Here is an 18,826-nt window from a genome sequence, read left to right as displayed (position 1 = left end):
ACGGGCGTTACTCCTCGGCGCGCAGCGCCGCCAGGATCCCCTCGCCGTACCGCTCCAGCTTGGCCTGGCCCACACCGCTGATGCCGCTGAGCGCGTCCAGGTCGCCCGGCCGCTCCGTGGCGACCGTGCGCAGCGTCGCGTCGTGGAAGACGACGTAGGCGGGCACGCCCTGCTCCTTGGCGGCCGCCGCCCGCCAGGCGCGCAGCCGCTCGAACACCTCCTGGTCCGCGTCGGCCAGCGCCGCCACCTCCGCCTTCGCGCCCCCGGACCGGGACGACCGGCGGGCGCCCGCAGCCGGGGCCGGGTCGCGCCGCAGCCGCACCTCGCGCCGTCGGCCCAGCACGTCCCCGCTGGTCTCGGTGAGCAGCAGCGTGCCGTGGTTGGAGTCCACCTCCAGCAGGCCCTGCGCCAGGAGCTGGCGCGCCACGGACCGCCACTCGCCGTCCGACAGGTCCTCGCCCACGCCGAACACCGTGAGGCTGTCGTGCCCCCACTGCGTGATCTTGGGCGTGGCCTTGCCGCGCAGGATGTCGACCACGTGCCCCACGCCGAACCGCTGGTTGCGCTCGCGGTCCAGCCGGAACACGGCGGACAGGAGCTTCTGGGCGGGGACGGTGCCGTCCCAGGCCTCGGGCGGGTTCTGGCAGGTGTCGCAGGCCCCGCAGTCCCCGGGGTGCTGCTGGCCGAAGTAGCGCAGGAGCTGGGCGCGGCGGCACTCCACGGTCTCGCACAGCGCCAGCATCGCGTCGAGGTGGGAGGAGAGCCGGCGGCGGTGGGCGAGGTCGCCCTCGGACTCGGCGATCATCTTGCGCTGCTGGACGACGTCGGCCAGGCCGTAGGCGAGCCACGCCGTCGACGGCAGGCCGTCACGCCCCGCGCGGCCCGTCTCCTGGTAGTAGCCCTCGACCGACTTGGGCAGGTCGAGGTGCGCCACGAACCGGACGTCCGGCTTGTCGATGCCCATGCCGAACGCGATGGTCGCCACCATGACGACGCCGTCCTCGCGCAGGAACGTCGCCTGGTTGGCCGCGCGCACCGGCGCGGGCAGGCCCGCGTGGTACGGCAGGGCGCGGATGCCCTGGTCGGTGAGCTGCTGGGCGGTCTTCTCGACCGACGCGCGCGACAGGCAGTACACGATCCCGGCCTCGCCGGGGTGCTCGGTGCGCAGCAGGGTGAGCAGCTGCCGCAGCGGGCTGTCCTTGGGCGCGACGCGGTAGGTGATGTTGGGCCGGTCGAAGCTGGCCACGAAGTGCCTGGCCTCCGCCAGGCCCAGGCGGTCCGCGATCTCCTCGCGGGTGTGCTGGGTGGCCGTTGCGGTCAGGGCGACACGGGGGACGCCGGGCCACCGCTCGGCCAGCGTGCCGAGGCGCAGGTAGTCGGGACGGAAGTCGTGGCCCCACTGGGACACGCAGTGCGCCTCGTCGATCGCGAACAGCGCGATCGTGCCCTGGTCGAGCAGCCGCGCGGTGGACTCGACGCCGAGCCGCTCCGGCGCGAGGTAGAGCAGGTCCAGCTCGCCCGACCGGTAGGCCTGCTCCACCTGGCGGCGCTGGTCCGCGTCCTGGGTCGAGTTGAGGAACCCGGCGCGCACCCCGAGGGCCTCCAGGGCGTCCACCTGGTCCTGCATCAGGGCGATCAGCGGCGAGATCACCACGCCGGTGCCCCGCCGCACGAGCGCCGGGATCTGGTAGCACAGCGACTTTCCGCCGCCGGTGGGCATGAGCACGAGGGCGTCGCCGCCGTTCGTCACGGTGTCGATGATCTCCTGCTGCTCGCCGCGGAAGGCGTCGTAGCCGAACACGGTGCGCAGCACGTCGAGCGGCGTCGGCGCCAGGTCGAGCGCGGGTCCTGTCACGTCGAGCTCGGTCGAGGCGGCGTCCGGAGGAGTCATGGCCGCCAGTGTGCCAGGGGACGCTGACACGAGCGGGACGGGCGGACGGCGTGGGGCGTTTCCCGGCAGGTCAGCGCGGCGCCAGCTCGCGCAGGGCCGGCAGCGCCCGCTCCAGCATGGCGGCGGTCGCGGTGAGGCTGATCCGGAAGTGGCCGGCCCGGTCGAAGACGGTGCCGGGCAGCACGAACACGCCCCGCCCGGCGAGCGCCGTGACGAACGCCGGCGCGTCACCGCCCGGCGCGGCGCTCCACAGGTAGAACGTGCCCTCGGGCACGGTGAGGTCGTAGCCCGCCGCGCCGAGCGCGGCGACCATGAGGTCGCGGCGCCGCTGCAGCTCGGCGACGTCGATCGAGACGGTCTCCAGGGCCGGCACCGCGTACTGCATGAGGGCGTCGGGGAAGGTCCAGCCGAGGCCCATCTGCAGGGGGAGCAGGGCGGCGCGCAGCTCGGTGCGCACGTCGTCGGGGATCAGGGGCGAGAACGCGAGGTAGCCGAGGCGCTGGCCGGGCGCGAGCAGGACCTTGCCGTAGCTGTAGTCGACCAGGGTCCAGGGGTAGCACTCGGCCGGGCTCGTGAAGCCGATCCCGTCGAACCTGATCCGGCGGTACGGCTCGTCGGACAGCAGCCAGATGCGGCGTCCGTTCCTGGCCGACGCCGCCTCCAGCACCGCGCCGAGCTCGACCAGCCGGTCCCGGGCATACACGCGCCCGGTGGGGTTCGCGGGCGAGTTGACGACGACGACGCGGGTCCGCGGCGTGATCGCCCGCGCGATGGCGTCGACGTCCAGGTCGAACCCGTCGGGGGTCAGCGGCGCGCGGACCGGCACCAGGTTCGCCGCGCGCAGCATCGGGGTGTAGAACCAGCCGGGCTCGGGGAACACCACCTCGTCCCCGGCGTCGGCCACGAGCCGGAACGCCAGCGCGATGGCGCCGAACGCGCCCTGGGTCATGGCCACGTCGTCCGAGTCGAACGGGAGGCCGAGCTCGCCGCGCAGGCCCTCCGCGATCGTCTCCCTGGCGGGGGCCAGGCTCGACTTGTAGGCGAACCAGTCGGTGGCGCGAGGTTCGAGGTTCGCCCGCAGCGCGTCGACCAGGCCCCGCAGCGGCATCTCGTGCGGGTCGCCGAACGCCAGGTCGACGACGCCGGCCTGCCGGTCCATCGTGCGCAGCGAGACGAAGAAGGACGTGACGGGCTCGATGGCGTCCTGCGCTGCTCTGGCCCGGTCGGACAGCTCCATGCCGCGGCTCCTCTCGCGAGATGCGGCCGCCCCCCGATGTTCCTCATGATGCCCCCGAACCGCCGGGCGCACACGGCGTGCCGCTCGGCGTGTCGCACGGCGTGGCGAACCCTGCGGCAGGGCTCGCCCACCCGGTTCCGCCTACCGGAGCCGGCTCGGCTCCCCGGGCAGCAGCGCGAACGTCCGCTCGTGCGCGGCGCGGGCGTGGCGGGTCATGTACCCGGCCACGGGCCAGGGGGCGGTGACCTCGGTCGTCTCCGTGAGCAGGGCCCCGTCGCCCGCCGCCGTCGCCCGGGTGACCGTGCGCAGCGTGCAGCCCGGTGCGGCCCGCACGGCCGACGTCAGCACGTCGTCGCCGGCCCGCACCATCCGGGCGGGGAAGCGGATCGTGTACCGCAGCGGACCGAGCCGGGGCCGCTCGACGACGTGCCAGTCCTGCCACGGCCCGTCCGGGCCGGCGCCGCTCGCGACGACGTCGGCGGACACCAGGTAGGGGTGCAGGCCGCGGTGCCGGGTGAGGTCCGCCAGGAAGTCGATCGTGGCGCGCGGGCCGACGGGGACGGACGTGCTGAGCTCGAACCTGAGGGTGGTCACGGCAGGATTGTGGCGCACGGCCAGCGGCCGGTCACGCGCGGCCCGTCCCCCCCCCGCCGGGTCAGGCCCGGCGCAGGTCGTCGTACGTGGCCAGGGGCACGAGCCCCTGCGCCGCCGCCGCGATGTCGCGGTCGCCCGCCACCAGCACGTCGGCCTGCAGGGTGGCCACGGCGAGGTACTCGGCCTGCCCCGTGTCGTGCCAGCCGAGCTGCCGGGCCACCTTCCACGCCGTCGCGCGCGAGACCCGGTCGCCCAGCAGCCGGACCTTGAGCGTGGCGACGCGTTCGAGCAGCGCCCGTGCGGTCTTCTCGTCCAGCAGCCCCGCGTCGGTGTCGCGGTAGAGGATCGACATGGCATGGCTGCGCAGCGCGGCCGGAGCGACCAGCGGCACGTGGGCGCCCGCGCCGGGGTCCTCGCGCACCAGGCGCACCGCGGTGACGGCGTCGATCGCGAACCGCGTCCTCCGGCTCGTGCCGTCCGGGTCCGGTCTGTTCATGGGTCCAGGAAACACCCCACCACTGACACTCGTCCGGCGGGCGCGCCCCGGCGCCCGGTGTCTCGCCCAGCCCGGGACGGTCACACATCGGGGTGCTCGCCGGTCGGGTGGGCAGAAGCGGTGCGCGAGAACCGCCCCCCGGCGGGCGGGCGGCGGCGGGCCGCGACGGACGACGAAGGGTGGCGGAGACGATGAGCGACATCGTGCAGCGGGAGACCGTGCGCAGGGACGCGGCGCAGGGCGAGATCGTGCGCAGCGCGGTGGTGATCCAGCCGGGCACGGCCCAGCCCGGTTCGGTGCGGGTGCGCGCCTACAAGTCGGGGGTGCTCGTCGCGGACGCCGACCCGCCGCTGCTGGTCTGGGAGCACCGGTTCTACCCCCAGTACTTCTTCGCCCCCGGCGAGCTGAGGGTCGGGCTGCGCCCCGCGGGCCCCGGCCGCCGGTCCAGGAGCCTCGGGCCCGGCGAGCTGTTCGACGTCGTCGTCCCTGACGGCGTGGGGGAGACGGTGCTGCCCGGCGCCGCCCAGCGCTACCCGCAGGCCCCGCTCGTGGCCCTGCGCGACGCGGTGACGCTGGACTGGTCGGCACTGGACACGTGGCTCGCCGAGGAGGAGGTGATCCACACCCATGCCCGCGACCCGTACGTGCGGGTGGACGCGATGCCGTCGAACCGGCACGTCCGGGTGGTGGCGGGTGGGGAGGTGGTCGCCGAGTCGCGCCGACCGGTCGTCCTGGTCCAGACCGGGCAGCCGCCGCGGTACTACCTGCCGCAGGTCGACGTCCGGATGGACCTGCTCACGCCCACCGACACGGTGAGCTACTGCGCGTACAAGGGCACGGCGGCGTACTGGACGGTCCGCGTCGGGGACCTGCGGCTGCGCGACGTCGTCTGGGGCTACGACACCCCGCTGCGGGAGGGGCTGCGGATCGCCGGGATGGTCTGCTTCTGGCAGGAGAAGAACCCGGACCTGGAGGTCTGGGTCGACGGCGTGCGGGTCGGCCAGCCGTAGACGGCAGGAAAAACCGGCGCGATCGGCGGCCGGTTCCGTCAGGATGGCCGCCATGGACGAGGTGGAGGTCGTCGTTGCCCACAGCCAGCGCGTGACGCTGCGGGTCGGCGACGTGTTCCTGAAGGTCGACGGCGACCCGGCGCACGCGGACGTCGAGATCCGGGCGATGGCTCTGGCGCCGGTGCCGACCCCGGCGATCCGCTGGCACGAGCCGCCCGTGCTCGCGATCGCCGCCGTGCCCGGGACGGCGCTCGGCGTGCTCGGCGAACCCTCCGCGGCGTCGTCGGCGGCGTGGGCCGCTGCGGGCGCCGCCATCCGGAGGCTGCACGACGCGCCGCCCCCGCCCTGGCCGGGGCGCGGGCTCGACGACGTCGCGGCCGAGCTGGAGCGCGAGTGCGCGTGGCTGCTGGAGAACGCGGTGCTGCCCGCCGAGGTGGTCCGGCGCAACCGCGAGATCGCGCAGGCCGCGCTCCGGCCGTACCGACCCGCGTTCGTCCACGGCGACCTGCAGATCACCCACGTGTTCGTGGACGGCGACGAGGTCACCGGCGTCATCGACTGGTCCGAGGCCGCGCCGGGTGACGCCATGTTGGACCTCGCCATCCTGACCCTGGGGCACGAGGAGCGCCTGGACGACCTGCTCGCCGGCTACGGCCCAGGCGCGGACCGGGACGTGATCCGGGCCTGGTGGTCGCTGCGCAGCCTGACGGCGTCGCGCTGGCTGGTCGAGCACGGCTTCGACCCGGACGCGCCGGGGTGCGAGTTCGACGTGCTCAGGTCCCGGATGCGGGAGCCGTAGGTCGGCGCCGGTACCGCTGCGGACCGGGTCCGGATCTCGGGGGGTCGTGGCCGGACTCGGGCGGCGCGGACCGCCGGGCCGTGGGCAGCATGGAGTCCGCAGCACCCGAGACACCGAGAGGAACCACCATGCGAGCGATCACCGCAAAGGACCGGAACGCCGGTATCGGCGGCCTGGTCCTGGTCGACGCGCCCTACCCCCACGCAGCGGAGAACGACGTCGTCGTGCGCGTGCACGCCGCGGGCTTCACGCCGGGCGAGCTCGACTGGCCCGGCACCTGGGTCGACCGCTCCGGCCGCGACCGGACGCCGACCATCCCCGGCCACGAGCTCTCGGGGGTCGTGGCCGGCCTCGGCTACGGGACCACGGGCCTGACGGTGGGCCAGCGGGTGTTCGGGCTGACCGACTGGAGCCGCGACGGGTCCCTGGCCGAGTTCACGGCCGTGGAGGCGCGCAACCTCGCACCGCTGCCGGCCGACCTGGACCACACCGTCGCCGCCGCGCTGCCCATCTCCGGGCTGACCGCCTGGCAGGGGCTGTTCGACCACGGCGGCCTGCGGTCCGGGCAGACCGTGCTGGTGCACGGCGCGGCGGGCGGCGTCGGCTCGATCGCCGTCCAGCTCGCGCGCGCGGCGGGCGCCCGCGTGATCGGCACCGGCCGTGCGGGGGACCGGGACCTCGCGGGTGACCTGGGGGTGCACACGTTCCTCGACCTGGACGCCGGCGAGCTGGGTCAGGCGGGCGAGGTGGACCTGGTGTTCGACGTCATCGGCGGAGAGGTGCTCCAGCGGTCGACCGAGCTGGTGCGGGCGGGCGGCACCGTCGTCACCATCGCCGCGCCGCCCACCGTGCACCCGAAGGACGGGCGGGCCATCTTCTTCGTCGTCGAACCCGACCGTGCCCGGCTCGCCGACCTCGCCGAGCGGGTCCGCTCCGGCCGGCTCAGGCCCGTGGTCGGGGCCGTCCGGCCGCTGTCCGAGACGGCGGCCGCGTTCGCCGGACGGCGCGTGCCGGGCAAGACGATCATCGAGGTGGCGGCGGGGGAGTGACGGCGGCGTCGGCCCCCTGGCTGCTCGGTGCCCGCTCCCGCATGGCCTGGTTGCCGAGGACGATCGCGAGCGCCAGCCGCTCCGCGTCCTCGGTGCCGGGCTCGCAGGAGTAGACCATGATCCGCAGGTCGTCCCCGGCGACGACGAGCGTGTCGCAGTCGATCCGGATGCGACCGACCTCGGGGTGGTCGACCGTCTTCAGCTTCGCCGGTGCCTCCTGCGCGATCAGGTCGATCGCCTCCCAGAGGCGCACGAACTCGGCGCTCTGCGCCTTGAGGTCCGCCACGAGCCGGCGGAGGCGCGGGTCCGCGGGGTAGCGCGTCGCCGTCAGCCGCAGGTCGGCCACGAGGTTCGCCACCAGGTCGGCCTCCTCCTGCGGCGAGTGGACCACGCGTGAGGCGGGTCCGAGCAGGTGCCGCCAGACCGCGTTGCGCTCCGGCCCGCGCCACGCGGTGGTCCGGCCCATGAGGGCGTCGTAGGCGGCGTTGGCGGTCACGAGGTTCCACATCGCGTCGAAGATGACCACGGGGTGCCCGTCGAACCGGTCGAGCATCCGCTGCACGCTGGGGGTGATGCGGGTGGAGACCAGTCCGCGCCCCGGGGCGGTCAGGCCGGCGAGCCGGAACAGCAGCTCGCGCTCGGGCTCGCTGAGCCGGAGACCCCGGGCGAGCGCCTCGACGACCTGGTCCGACGGCGCGGTGGCCCGCCCCTGCTCCAGCCGCGTGAGGTAGTCGACGGAGATGCCGGCGAGCTGGGCCAGCTCCTCCCGGCGTAGCCCCGCGGCGCGCCGGCGGGAGCCGACCGGTATCCCGGCGGCGTCGGGCGAGACGCGGTCGCGCCAGTGTCGTATCGCTGGTCCGAGCTCCATCGCTCCAGTCTGCGCCCCGGCTGCGCGCTTGTGGTGGCCCTGCCGGTCCTACGACAACCCGACGACTGCCCCGCGGCATCCTGCCGACCCACGATGGCAGCATGACAACCTCGACCACCGGAACCGTGCTCATCACCGGACCGACGGGCGGCCTCGGCCGGTCCGCGGTGCTGGCCATGGCCAACCGCAGCCCGCAGCGCCGTCCCGACCTGCTCCTCGTGGGGCGGCCCGGCCCACGGCTCGACGCGATCACGGCGGATGCCCGGGCGGCGGGCGCCACCGCCCACGCCATCGGTGCCGACCTGGCGAGCCTCGCCGACGTCCGTGCCGCAGGAAAGGAGGCAAGGCGCCTCCTGGCCGACGGCGCCGTGCGGCCGTTGCGCGCGGTCATCGGCAACGCAGGGGTGTCCGTGGCGGACACCCGCACGGCGTCCGCGGACGGCCACGAGCTGACCTTCGCGGTCAACCACCTGGCGCACGCCCAGCTCGTGCGCGAGGTGGCGGGTGCGCTCGCGGCTCCGGCCCGGATCGTGCTGCTCGGTTCCAACACGTACTACCTGAACACCCCGCGCCGTCTGCTCGGCGTGCCGCCCGCCGAGTGGCGCGACCCGCTGGACCTCGCGCGGCCGGCGGACGCCGGTGCGGAGCCCGGCACCCGGGACGCGGGCGTCGCCTACTCGAACTCGAAGCTCGCGATCCTCTACTACGCGCACGAGCTGCAGCGGCGCCTGCCCGACGGCGTCGCCGTGTCGGTCTTCGAGCCGGGGTTCATGCCCGGCAGCGGCCTGTCGCGCGAGCACGGGCCCGCGCTGCAGCGGGTGGGACGCGCGGTCGGACGCATCCCCGGGGTCTCGACCCCGGAGCGCTCGGGTCCGCTGCTGGCGGCCGTGGCCCTCGACGAGCGCTGGGCGCACCTGCGTGACGGCGCGTTCGTGGTCAAGACCGCCGAGCGCGAGGTGGAACCGTTCGCGCTTGATCCGGAGCGAGAGCGGCGGTTGTGGGAGGTCACGGAGGAGCTCCTGGGCTGATGGGCGGGGCGCCGGGGCCTGGTCCGCGTGGCCCCGCGCCGGTGTTCGGGCGGGACCTGGGCCGCCCGCCGTCAGAGCGGCCCAGGTCACACGCTTTTCGATTCGGACCCGACCCGTTCTGCGTGCTATGTTTTTCCACGCACCGGGAAGGCGGAAACGCCGAGAACGGGTCACCTGTCCGGGTGGCGGAATGGCAGACGCGCTAGCTTGAGGTGCTAGTGCCCTTTATCGGGCGTGGGGGTTCAAGTCCCCCTCCGGACACTCTTCAACCCGCTGTGACCAGCGGGTTTACCCAGCAGGCGGTCTCCGATGCAGTGCGTCGGAGCCGAGACGAACGCCGAGATCCTCGTAGAGGTCTCGGCGTTCTTTGTCTGTGTCGCGGCTCAGCACCCGGAGCGATCCACCGACGGTCGCCAGGTCCTGGGTTCGTTGCTTCACGTCGATCGACCCGCCGGTCCGCGCTGCCCGCGGAGGCCCACCTCGGCGAGCTCGGCCTCGGTCCGGTACTCGACCATGATCGGCGCGACGGCACGGCCGGTCGTCGCGTAGGAGTGCGCCACACGCGACGACCGTCTGCGGGGGTGGCATCGGTTGCCTATCGCCGTGTGCGGGCTGCTGCATGAGTCCCGTCGGACGCGGGTGAGGGGCGCTCGCCGTCATGGCGCCGCAGCTGAGCAAGCACTGCGGCGGCACCGATGCCCACGGGGATCATGAGCAGCGCACCGCAGAACACCAGCACCACACCGAGGAACACCGACGCCACGACTGCGTTGCCGCGCTGCCATCCGCGCAGCAGTCTGATACCGGCCAGGGTGCCGGTGAGGGTTACCGCCGCGAGCAGCGCGGACGTGGCGCGGACCAGTCCGTCGAGCGTGACGACACCGCCGAAGACTGGGACGGTGACGACGAGGCAGCAGGCGGCGAGGAACGCCAGGCTGCGGCGTGGCTCGCGAGCCGGCGTCGTCCGGCCCACGAGCCAGCGCGGCAGTGTCCGGTCCCGTCCGAGCGCCGCGCCCAGCCGGGCGCCGCTGGCCAGGTAGGCGTTGACGGCCCCGAAGGTCAGCAGCAGGGCGGCAGCGGTGGCCAGCGCGGTGCCGGTGGTGCCGAACGACCGCTGGAGGAGGGTGAGCAGCGGCGCCGGGTCGTGTCCGGCGGCAGGGCCCAGGACACCGAGCGTGACGACCGCCAGCCCGAGGTAGAGCACGATCACGAGGGCAAGAGTGAGCGCCGTCGCGCGACGCAGGCCACGACCAGGGTCCGCGAAGTCCGCCGAGAGATGGGTGGCGGCCTCCCAGCCGGCGAACGCGAAGAACAGCACGGTGGCGGCGGTGCCGACGCCGGCCCACCCGTGAGGGGCGAACGGTGTGAACGCCTCGGAGCGCACGCTGTCGAGCGAGACCGTGACGGCCACGACCAGAAGGGTCACCATGATGGCGGCGGTCAGGACCTGGATCCGTCCGGTCACCTGGAGGCCGACGGCGTTCAGGACGAACGACGCCACGAGCAGGCCGAAGCCGACACCCATGGCAAACCCGGGACCCGCATCCAGAGCGGCTACGACGTACTGCCCGCCCATCAGTCCGGCGGCCGTGACGCCGAGCGGCACAGCCGCCAGGAACCACCAGCTGACCGCCGCGGCGATCCGTCCGTCGAAGGCGATCGCCGCGAAGTGTGCCACGCCTCCGCCGTCGGGATAGGTGCCACCGAGCGCCGCGAAGGTCGCCGCGACCGGGATACTGGCGAGGAGCAACAGCGCCCACGCCAGCAAGGACGCGGGCCCGGCGGCGTCGGCGGCCAGCGTGGGCAGAGCCAGCGCTCCCGGCCCGAGGACCGCGCCGAGCAGCATGACCGAACCCGTCACGACGCCGAGCCCTTGGGCGCGGTGCGTGCCCGGGCGAGCGTTCTCTTCCATGTACCGTCCTCTGCTGTATGGCCATAAATTCAGCGCGAGCGTAAGCAGAAGAACGTGCATCCGGAGCCAAGGCCGAACTTCATTCGGCACAGTCGATAGTCTCCCGACCATGGACGAACTTGATTCGGCGATCGTGCAGGAACTCCAGCGCGATGCGCGGCAGACCAACCGGGACCTGGCCCGCCGCCTCGGCATCGCACCATCCACCTGCCTGGAACGGGTACGGCTCCTGCGCGCCCGCGGCGTCATCCTCGGGTATCACGCCGAGATCGACCCGTCAGCGCTGAACCGCAGGGTCGAGGCGTTCGTCTCCATCCGGCTGCGCCCGCTCAACCGCGATGTGATCGACTCGTTCAAGGCCGCCCTGATCAAGCTGCCCGAGGTCATCGCCGTCTACGTCCTCGCCGGAGACGAGGACCTACTCGCCCACGTGACCGCCCGGGACCTCGACCACCTGCACGCGTTCCTCATCGACCGCCTCAGCCAGCCACGGGAGGTCGTCACCTTCCGGAGCCAGATCGTCTTCCAGAGCGCGCAGAAGCGGGTGCACCAACGGTTGTCCGAGGAATGATCCGTTCGGGTCTGCCTCAGCCGCCCTCGGTGTCAGGGTCGTAGGCGTCGAGGAGGTCCGCACCGTGCTCGTCGCTCCACGCATAGACCGTGTCGAGCAGGTCGAGCAGGCTGCGCCCGAGGTCAGTGAGCTCGTAGGTCACGGTGCGCCCTGCCGAGGTCCGGCACACGAAGCCGTCATGCTGCAGGTTGCGGAGCGACCGGGTGAGCTCCTTGGCGCTGGTGCGGTGCAGCGGGACGCGTAGCTCGGAAAACCTGCGTGGTCCCTCCTCCAGACAGCGCAGGACCATCGGCGCCCACTTGTCCTTCATCCGTAGGGGCTGCATCGCCGATGGGCAGATCTCGTCGAACATGTCGACAGCCAGCTCGGACATAGCACGAGTCTAGGTTCCCGGTCGGTAACCCGGGCGCTTCCTAGGGTCACGACTCATGAGCTACGACAACGCGCCCGGCCTCCGGATCACATCATCGGACGGCGTCGCGACCGTGACACTCGACCACCCTCCCCTCAACCTGATGGACGGCGTCCTGCTGCCGTCGCTGCGCGGGTTCATCAACCGGGTGGGGAGGGACGAGAGCATCCGCGTGATCGTGTTCGAGAGCGCCGACCCGGAGTTCTTCAGTGCGCACGGGGACATGGGCTACCTCACCGACCCGGACGCCTTGTCGACGGCCACCCGAGCCGCGATCGCCGCCGCAGAGGACGCCCCTGTGCCAGACGGCATGAACATCTTGCAGGCCATGAGCGAGGAGGTGCACAAGCTGCCACAGGTCACCATCGGCAAGCTGTCCGGCTTCGCGCGCGGTGCCGGCAACGAGTTCCTCATGTACCTCGACATGAGGTTCGCGGCGACCGGCAGATCGGGTCAGTCGCAGACGGAGGCCTTGATGGGCATCCTTCCCGGAGGTGGCGGGACCGTGAACATGACCCGCCTGGCGGGCCGTGCCCGTGCCCTTGAGCTCATCCTGGGCGGCGAACTCGTGGACGCGGAGCTGGCCGAGCGATACGGGCTGGTGAACCGGGCTCTTCCGGCCGCGGAGCTGGACGGTTTCGTGAGCGAGCTCGCGGGGCGGATCGCGCACCTCCGGCCGGAGGTCGTGTCCGCGATCAAGGCGGCGGTGAACGCGATGGCGCCGGCGGTCCCACGCGCGGCGTACGCGGTGGAGAACGACGGGCTGATGACGACGATGGGACCGGACGTCACACGGCGTGCGCACGAGCTGCTGGCGGCGGGGATCCAGACTCGCGAGGGGGAGCTGGAGCACGAGCGGATCGTGAACTCGATCTGACCGTGGCCCCGCTCGGCCGAGAATGCAGTTTTCCTTACCGCGGCTGACCGGCTGGCACCATGGTGGGCTGTCCGTTCGCGTTCGTAGCGTCATGACGTGCCCGCGCAACCCGGCGCGGCACGGGGGAACGGTGCGAGGAATGCTCACAGGCACAGGCACAGGCACAGCGACCGACGCGGTCCGGCTGACGGCTGTCCGCAAGGTCTATGGCAGGCGTGGGAACGAGGTCGTCGCGCTCGACGAGGTGACGACAGAGTTCGGGCGGGGCACGTTCACCGCGATCATGGGTCCGTCCGGCTCCGGCAAGAGCACGCTGCTGCAGTGCGCGGCGGGGCTCGACCAGCCGACGTCGGGTTCGGTCGTCCTGGAGGACAGCGAGCTGAGCACGATGAGCGAGACCGAGCTGACCGAGCTGCGGCGGGACAGGGTCGGCTTCATCTTCCAGGCGTTCAACCTGCTCCCGGTCCTGACGGTGGAGCAGAACGTGACGCTGCCGCTCCGGCTCGCAGGCCGGCGCCCGGCCAAGGACCGGGTGGCGAACGTGCTCGAACAGGTGGGTCTGCGCGAACGGCGCAAGCACCGCCCGGCGGAGCTGTCCGGCGGGCAGCAGCAGCGGGTGGCGATCGCACGGGCACTGATCACCGAGCCGGCGGTCGTCTTCGCCGACGAGCCGACCGGTGCGCTGGACACGAGGACCGCACGGGACGTGCTCGGTCTGCTGCGCCGTTCGGTGCAGGAGACCGGCCAGACGATCGTGATGGTGACGCACGACCCGGTCGCGGCGTCCTACGCCGATCGTGTGCTGTTCCTCGCCGACGGGCGCGTGGTGGGCGAGCTCCGCTCGCCGACGGCGGACGCCGTGGCCGAGCGGATGACCCATCTGGGCGCCTACGCAGACGAATCGCCCCTGGCGCCGTCGACGGCCGTGGGAGGACAGTACTGATGCTCCAGCTCGCGCTCCGCACCCTGCGTTTCCGCACGGGCACGTTCGTGGCCGCTTTCCTTGCCATGTTCTTCGCCGCGATCGTCCTGATGGCCTGCGGCGGACTGATCGAGACGGGCATCCGCGCGGCCGCCCCTCCGCAGCAGCTGAGCGCTGCGGACGTGGTCGTCGCTGGCGACCAGACGCACCGCGCACCCGGAGGCGACGAGGACGAGCCGGCGATCCTGCCCGAGCGGGTCCGCATCGACGCCGGGCTCGAGAGCGTCATCTCGGCGCTACCCGGCGTGCGAGAGACCAGGAGCTACGTCTTCGAGGGCAGCCCGCCGGCGGGGACCGTCGACGCCATCGGCGTGGTCGCCGAGCCGACGGCAGACGTCGAAGACCTGCGCGAGCGGATCGACGCAGAGCTGGACGGCGAGACGTTGACCCTCGTCGGCGACGAACGAGGCCGGGCCGAGCTGCGTGACGCCACCGCCACCAGCGTGAACGTGGTCTCTCTCGCCGGCGCCTTCAGCGCCTTCGCACTCCTGGTGTCCATCTTCGGGGTGGCATCGATGCTCGGGCTGTCGATCGCTCAGCGACAGAAGGAGCTGGCACTGCTGCGTGCCATCGGGGCGACCCCGCGACAGGTGCGTCGGCTCGTCCTGCGCGAGACGCTGGTGCTCGCGCTGATCGCCACCGCCGCGTCCTACTTCCCGGGCCAGCTCCTGGGCGAGCTAGTGTTCGACTTCCTGGCCGAGCAGGGCATCGCCACGGTGGGTGTCGCCTTCCACCAGGGCTGGATACCGTCGATAGCGGCGATGGCGGTGGCGATCCTCGCGGCCCTCGGTGGTGCACTGGGCGCGGGACGGCGGGCGGCACGGACCAAGCCGAGCCAGGCGCTCGCCGAGGCCTCGCTCGACAACCGGGCGATTGGCGGATGGCGAGTCCTGGCCGGGCTGCTCTTCGTCGCGGCCGGGATCGCGCTGACCATCGTCACCGTCGCGGTGCTGAGCGGCCCGCTCGCCCCGGCGACGGCCGCCCCCGCGGTGATCGTGTTCACCATCGGGCTCGCGTTGCTGGCGCCGGTCCTGGCGAAGGTCATGATCTTCGCCGTCCAGTGGCCGGTGCGTGCTCTCGGCGGGCTCACGGGCGACCTCGCGGTGCTCAACGCACGCGGCCGGACCAGTCGGCTCGCTGCCGTCATGGGCCCCGTCATCCTCCTGACCGGGGTGTCGACCGGAATGCTGTACCTGCAGACGACGAACGACGCCGCCGACGAGGAGGCGTTCACCGGCAGCATCGTCGCCGACGCAGTGCTGACGGCCGAGGACCGCATCGACCCACAGCTGGTCGAGGAGATCAACCAGCTGCCCGGCGTCGCCGGAGCATCCGAGTACGTCAGCAGCGTCGGTTTCGTCGAGAGCCCGCACGACGTGTCACCGATGGGCGAGGGGTGGACCCTCCAAGGGGTCACCGCGGAGAACGCGGCCGCGAGCACGCCGGTCGACGTCACTGCCGGTGCGCTCACGGACCTGCACGGCGCGACGGTCGCGATCGAGGACGGGCACGCCGGCACCCTCGGCGTCGGCGTGGGTGACCCGATCACGCTCCGGATGGGGGACAACACCTTCCTCGACGTGCGGGTGGCCGCGCTGTTCTCCGCCGCGGACGACTACGACACGCTGCTGCTCCCGGCCGACACGCTGGCTGCTCACACCACCGCCGGCTTCCCGACACGCATCTTGGTCAGCGCGCAGGACGGCACCGATCCAGAGCAGTTGGTGGCGGACCTGACCCGGCTGACCGCGGCCACGGACGGGCTGACTGTCGCAGACCGGGAGATCCTGTTCGACGAGTACGAGGACCAGAAGAAGACAGCGTCCTACGCGATCTACATCATGGTGCTCATGCTCGTCGGGTACTCGGCGATCACCATGATCAACACCCTGGTGTCCAGCACGTCGGCGCGGCAGCGAGAGTTCGGGCTCCAGCGGCTCGTGGGCTCGACCCGCCGTCAGGTGATGCAGATGGTCGGGATCGAGGCGGCGATCGTCGCGGTCACGGGTCTCGCCCTCGGCACCATCGCGGCGCTGGGCATCCTGGTCCCGGTGAGCCTCAAACGGCTCGGCTCCGTGATACCCGCCGGGTCCCCGCTGGTGTACGCGGCGATCGTCGCGCTGGTCGTCCTGCTGACCCTCGGCGCGACGCTGCTTCCTGCATGGCGGGCCACGCGCGGGCGACCTGCCGAGGCGGCCGTCTCGGTCGAGTAGCAGCGTGCCCGGGTAGCCGCTCCCACCGCAGAACGGTGGGGGCGGCTCTCTGTTTCTACGCGGCTGGGGCCAGCGATCTGCCGTGCGGAGGAAAACTCCCGGTCCTTCGGCGGTTTCCACCATGTCAGTGGCCCAGGCCCCGAACCTAGGTTCGAGGACATGGAGATCAGACCAGCCTCGTCCGTGTTCTCGCCCACGACCACCTCAGAAAGGGACTGAGATGACCATCGCCCTTGATTCTCCGGCCCCCGTCGAGAGGCCGACCCCTGCACGTATCGGAGGGCCCGCGATCGGGGCGCTGGGCGTCCTCGCCCTCGCTCTCGGCACCCTGCAGACGGTGGTGGACCCGGCCCGTCCGTTGCTGGAGCGCGAGCTGGGCGTCGACACGGCGGCGGCCGCGCTGATCGCCAGCACGCTGCTGATCACCGGCGCGATCGTCGCGCCCATCGCGGGCAAGCTCGGCGACCGCTACGGCGGAAAGCGGGTGCTGCTCGTGCTGATGGCGCTGGTCTCGGCAGGCGGCGTGGTATCGAGCCTCGCACCGAACCTGCCGGTGCTGCTGGTCGGTCAGACGCTGCAGGGCGCGATGGTGGGCGCACTGCCCCTCTCGTTCATCCTGGTGCGCAAGAACTTCCCGAAGGGCCAGACGCAGGTGGCCGTCGGGGTGGTCAGCGCGCTGTTCACCGCCGGGGGCATCGTCGGAACGCTCGTTGCCGGGCCGCTGGCGGAGGGGCTGTCCTGGCACTGGATCTTCGCGGCGCCGACGATCGTGATCGTCGCGGCGACGGCGGTCGTGTTCCGGCTCATGCCGAACGATCCGCCGAGCGAACAGGGCGCCACCATCGACTGGGCGGGCGTGGCCCTGCTGAGCGCCACGCTGGTCGCGCTCATGCTGGGGCTGCTGGTCGTGACGGGCGGCGGTCTTCCGCCACTGGCGGTCGGCGGCATCGTACTCGTGGTCGCCGCGCTCGCCGTGGTCTGGGTGGCCGTCGAACGCCGAGCGGTCTCGCCGATGGTCGAGCTGCGCATGCTGACGGCACCCGCCATGTGGAGCGCGGCCGTGCTCACCACAGCCATCGCCGCCATCTCCGCGATGCTGCAGACCTATGTTCCCAAGCTGTTCGAGGTCTCGGGCGACGGCTACGGCCTGGGGCTCGACACCACCGACATCGGGCTGTTCATGATGCCCGCCTCCATCGCCGGTGTGCTGGCAGGCTCGGTCGGCGGGCTCGCCGTGCAGCGCTACGGCGCGCGCGCCGTAGCCACCGCGGGCGCCGTGGCCACCGCCGGCATCCTCCTCGCCGTTGCGGCGCTGCACGACACGGTGTGGCAGCTCGTCGTCGCCCGCGCGCTGGCCGCCTTCGTCGGCGGCCTGATCACCACAGCGCTGCTCGCCAGCACGGCCACCGCCGTGGCCGCCAAGGACACCGGCATCGCCACCAGCCTCCTCGTGGTGATCCGCCTGATCGGCGCCGTCGCGGGCGGCCAGGTTGCCGGCTCGGTCCTCGACGCGGGCAACGACCCGGCGTCCGGCTTGCCGGCCGAGTCGGCCTTCGTCACCGGTTTCCTCGTCGCCGCCCTCGTGGCCGCGCTGTCCCTGTTCGTCGTCCGTCACCTGAAGAAGGAAGTCCAGTCATGACATCTCAGTCCGACGCCGCCCGGCGCAAGGTCCTGATCACCGGCGCCAGCCTCGCCGGCCCCACGCTGGCGTACTGGCTGCACCGGTACGGCTTCGCCGTCACCGTGGTCGAGAAAGCACACGCGCCTCGTGGTGGCGGATACCCGATCGACGTCCGCGGCACCGCCATCGAGGTGGTCCGGCGGATGGGAATCCTGCCGGCGCTGCAGGTCGCGCACATCGATACGGGACGGTTCACCTTCCTCGACGCCGACGGCGGTGAGGTGGCCGCCCTCCATCCCTACGCGGTTGCCGGGAGCATCGCGGGGCAGGACCTCGAGGTGGGGCGCGGGGACCTGACCGCCGCGCTGTACGAGACGGTCCGGGACGACGTGGAGTTCGTGTTCGACGACTCCATCGACACCCTCGACCAGCACGAGCGCGGAGTCGACGTCACCTTCCGCAGCGGTGGGCAGCGCACGTTCGACGTGGTGGTCGGTGCCGACGGCATGCACTCGGGTACCCGCAAGGTCTTGTTCGGGCCGGAAGAACAGTTCCACCGCTACCTCGGCTACGGCTTCGCCGTGTTCACCATGCCCAACACCCTCGGACTGTCGCGCGAGCTCCTCATGTGGAACACCCCGGGCCGGGCCGCCGCGCTCTACGCCACCGGGGACGCGGACGACGACCTGCACGCCTTCCTGAACTTCTACCAGCCGGAACAGCCGCTCCACGTCCTGCGGGACCCGGACGCCCAGCGGGACCTGGTCGCCCGCACCTATGCCGGTGCGGGCTGGGAGGTGGCGAGCATCGTCGAGGCCATGCACCAGGCGGACGACCTGTTCTTCGACACGGCGGGTCAGATCCGCATGCCGAGCTGGTCGAGCGGCCGGGTGGCGTTCGTCGGCGACGCCGCCTACGCGCCGTCGTTCCTGACCGGACAGGGCTCCAGCCTGGCCCTGGTGGGCGCGTACATGCTCGCCAGGTCGCTGGCCACGCACGGGAACCACGTCGATGCCTTCGCCGCCTACGAGCGTGACACCCGCGAGTTCGTCACGATGAACCAGGCACTGGTCGACAAGGGTGGTGCCCGGCTGTTCCCCACCACCGCCGAGGCGCTGGAACAGCGCAACGCCACGCTCCGTGATCTGGTCGCCATGCCGGCGACGACGCCGCAGCCCGCCCACTCGGCCCTCGTGCTCCCGGCGCCCGCGCCGTGAGCCCGTTCCGGCGCGGAGGAAATCCTTACCACTCCCGGGGGACCGCACC

General features: G+C 72.5%; 18 protein-coding genes and 1 tRNA gene. 11 read left to right on the top strand and 8 right to left on the bottom strand.

Annotated elements, in window-relative coordinates:
- Positions 1 to 7 precede the first annotated feature (7 nt).
- The 4 genes from recQ to ACFWEJ_RS00520 form a co-directional block, all read right to left on the bottom strand.
- On the bottom strand, positions 8 to 1,891 hold the full coding sequence (gene recQ / locus ACFWEJ_RS00535; RefSeq protein WP_377227247.1) for a DNA helicase RecQ: 1,884 nt from the start codon (positions 1,889 to 1,891) through the stop codon (positions 8 to 10).
- Between the two features lie 70 nt (positions 1,892 to 1,961).
- Entirely contained in the window at positions 1,962 to 3,128 is a 1,167-nt protein-coding gene (locus tag ACFWEJ_RS00530; RefSeq protein WP_377227246.1) for an aminotransferase class I/II-fold pyridoxal phosphate-dependent enzyme, read from the bottom strand.
- 141 nt (positions 3,129 to 3,269) lie between these two features.
- Positions 3,270 to 3,722 carry a hypothetical protein gene (locus ACFWEJ_RS00525; protein ID WP_377227245.1) on the bottom strand — a complete coding sequence of 151 codons (453 nt, stop codon included), beginning with the start codon at positions 3,720 to 3,722 and terminating at the stop codon, positions 3,270 to 3,272.
- Between the two features lie 61 nt (positions 3,723 to 3,783).
- The gene (locus ACFWEJ_RS00520) at positions 3,784 to 4,218 is read right to left on the bottom strand and encodes a hypothetical protein (protein WP_377227244.1); all 435 of its coding nucleotides are present in this window, start codon (positions 4,216 to 4,218) and stop codon (positions 3,784 to 3,786) included.
- A gap of 191 nt (positions 4,219 to 4,409) precedes the next feature.
- Here ACFWEJ_RS00520 and ACFWEJ_RS00515 point away from each other — a divergent pair, with 191 nt between their 5' ends.
- The 3 genes from ACFWEJ_RS00515 to ACFWEJ_RS00505 all read left to right on the top strand — a co-directional run bounded on the left by ACFWEJ_RS00515 (position 4,410) and on the right by ACFWEJ_RS00505 (position 7,076).
- Positions 4,410 to 5,228, top strand: coding sequence for a DUF427 domain-containing protein (locus tag ACFWEJ_RS00515; RefSeq protein WP_377227243.1), 819 nt, complete (start codon positions 4,410 to 4,412; stop codon positions 5,226 to 5,228).
- 52 nt (positions 5,229 to 5,280) lie between these two features.
- Entirely contained in the window at positions 5,281 to 6,027 is a 747-nt protein-coding gene (locus ACFWEJ_RS00510; protein ID WP_377227242.1) for a phosphotransferase family protein, read from the top strand.
- A 128-nt stretch (positions 6,028 to 6,155) separates the two neighbouring features.
- On the top strand, positions 6,156 to 7,076 hold the full coding sequence (locus ACFWEJ_RS00505) for an NADP-dependent oxidoreductase (protein WP_377227241.1): 921 nt from the start codon (positions 6,156 to 6,158) through the stop codon (positions 7,074 to 7,076).
- Here ACFWEJ_RS00505 and ACFWEJ_RS00500 read toward each other — a convergent pair.
- Entirely contained in the window at positions 7,051 to 7,944 is an 894-nt protein-coding gene (locus tag ACFWEJ_RS00500) for a helix-turn-helix transcriptional regulator (protein WP_377227240.1), read from the bottom strand. The two genes, ACFWEJ_RS00505 and ACFWEJ_RS00500, sit on opposite strands and share 26 nt — an antisense overlap.
- 101 nt (positions 7,945 to 8,045) lie before the next feature.
- Between ACFWEJ_RS00500 and ACFWEJ_RS00495 the strand changes: the two genes are divergently transcribed.
- A complete protein-coding gene (locus ACFWEJ_RS00495; RefSeq protein ID WP_377227239.1) occupies positions 8,046 to 8,972 on the top strand; it encodes an SDR family NAD(P)-dependent oxidoreductase in 927 nt (308 codons plus the stop codon).
- Positions 8,973 to 9,148: 176 nt separating this feature from the next.
- Positions 9,149 to 9,233, top strand: a tRNA-Leu gene (locus tag ACFWEJ_RS00490).
- A gap of 173 nt (positions 9,234 to 9,406) precedes the next feature.
- Here ACFWEJ_RS00490 and ACFWEJ_RS00485 read toward each other — a convergent pair.
- Both ACFWEJ_RS00485 and ACFWEJ_RS00480 read right to left on the bottom strand, forming a co-directional pair.
- Positions 9,407 to 9,532 (bottom strand): hypothetical protein, encoded by a 126-nt coding sequence (locus ACFWEJ_RS00485; RefSeq protein WP_377227238.1) that lies wholly within the window; start codon positions 9,530 to 9,532, stop codon positions 9,407 to 9,409.
- 35 nt (positions 9,533 to 9,567) lie between these two features.
- Entirely contained in the window at positions 9,568 to 10,884 is a 1,317-nt protein-coding gene (locus ACFWEJ_RS00480; protein WP_377227237.1) for an amino acid permease, read from the bottom strand.
- Between the two features lie 109 nt (positions 10,885 to 10,993).
- Between ACFWEJ_RS00480 and ACFWEJ_RS00475 the strand changes: the two genes are divergently transcribed.
- Positions 10,994 to 11,455 (top strand): Lrp/AsnC family transcriptional regulator, encoded by a 462-nt coding sequence (locus ACFWEJ_RS00475; protein ID WP_377227236.1) that lies wholly within the window; start codon positions 10,994 to 10,996, stop codon positions 11,453 to 11,455.
- 16 nt (positions 11,456 to 11,471) lie between these two features.
- On the opposite strand, the gene ACFWEJ_RS00470 is transcribed toward ACFWEJ_RS00475, so the two are convergent.
- Positions 11,472 to 11,828, bottom strand: coding sequence for a winged helix-turn-helix transcriptional regulator (locus ACFWEJ_RS00470; RefSeq protein ID WP_377227235.1), 357 nt, complete (start codon positions 11,826 to 11,828; stop codon positions 11,472 to 11,474).
- Between the two features lie 55 nt (positions 11,829 to 11,883).
- Between ACFWEJ_RS00470 and ACFWEJ_RS00465 the strand changes: the two genes are divergently transcribed.
- The 5 genes from ACFWEJ_RS00465 (at position 11,884) to ACFWEJ_RS00445 (ending at position 18,777) form a co-directional block, all read left to right on the top strand.
- Positions 11,884 to 12,744: an enoyl-CoA hydratase/isomerase family protein gene (locus ACFWEJ_RS00465; RefSeq protein ID WP_377227234.1), complete on the top strand. Its 861-nt coding sequence runs from the start codon at positions 11,884 to 11,886 to the stop codon at positions 12,742 to 12,744.
- Between the two features lie 139 nt (positions 12,745 to 12,883).
- Positions 12,884 to 13,687, top strand: a complete 804-nt coding sequence (locus ACFWEJ_RS00460; protein ID WP_377227233.1) for an ABC transporter ATP-binding protein — start codon at positions 12,884 to 12,886, stop codon at positions 13,685 to 13,687.
- Entirely contained in the window at positions 13,687 to 15,939 is a 2,253-nt protein-coding gene (locus ACFWEJ_RS00455; RefSeq protein WP_377227232.1) for an FtsX-like permease family protein, read from the top strand. The genes ACFWEJ_RS00460 and ACFWEJ_RS00455 overlap by 1 nt, the downstream gene beginning before the upstream one ends.
- 220 nt (positions 15,940 to 16,159) lie before the next feature.
- Positions 16,160 to 17,578: an MFS transporter gene (locus ACFWEJ_RS00450; RefSeq protein WP_377227231.1), complete on the top strand. Its 1,419-nt coding sequence runs from the start codon at positions 16,160 to 16,162 to the stop codon at positions 17,576 to 17,578.
- Complete coding sequence (locus ACFWEJ_RS00445) at positions 17,575 to 18,777, top strand: FAD-dependent monooxygenase (protein ID WP_377227230.1); 1,203 nt, start codon at positions 17,575 to 17,577, stop codon at positions 18,775 to 18,777. The genes ACFWEJ_RS00450 and ACFWEJ_RS00445 overlap by 4 nt, the downstream gene beginning before the upstream one ends.
- The last annotated feature ends 49 nt before the right edge of the window (positions 18,778 to 18,826 follow it).

It is taken from the genome of Promicromonospora sp. NPDC060204, from assembly GCF_042728455.1.
Lineage (GTDB): Bacteria > Actinomycetota > Actinomycetes > Actinomycetales > Cellulomonadaceae > Promicromonospora.
This window is presented reverse-complemented; position numbering and strand designations above follow the sequence as displayed.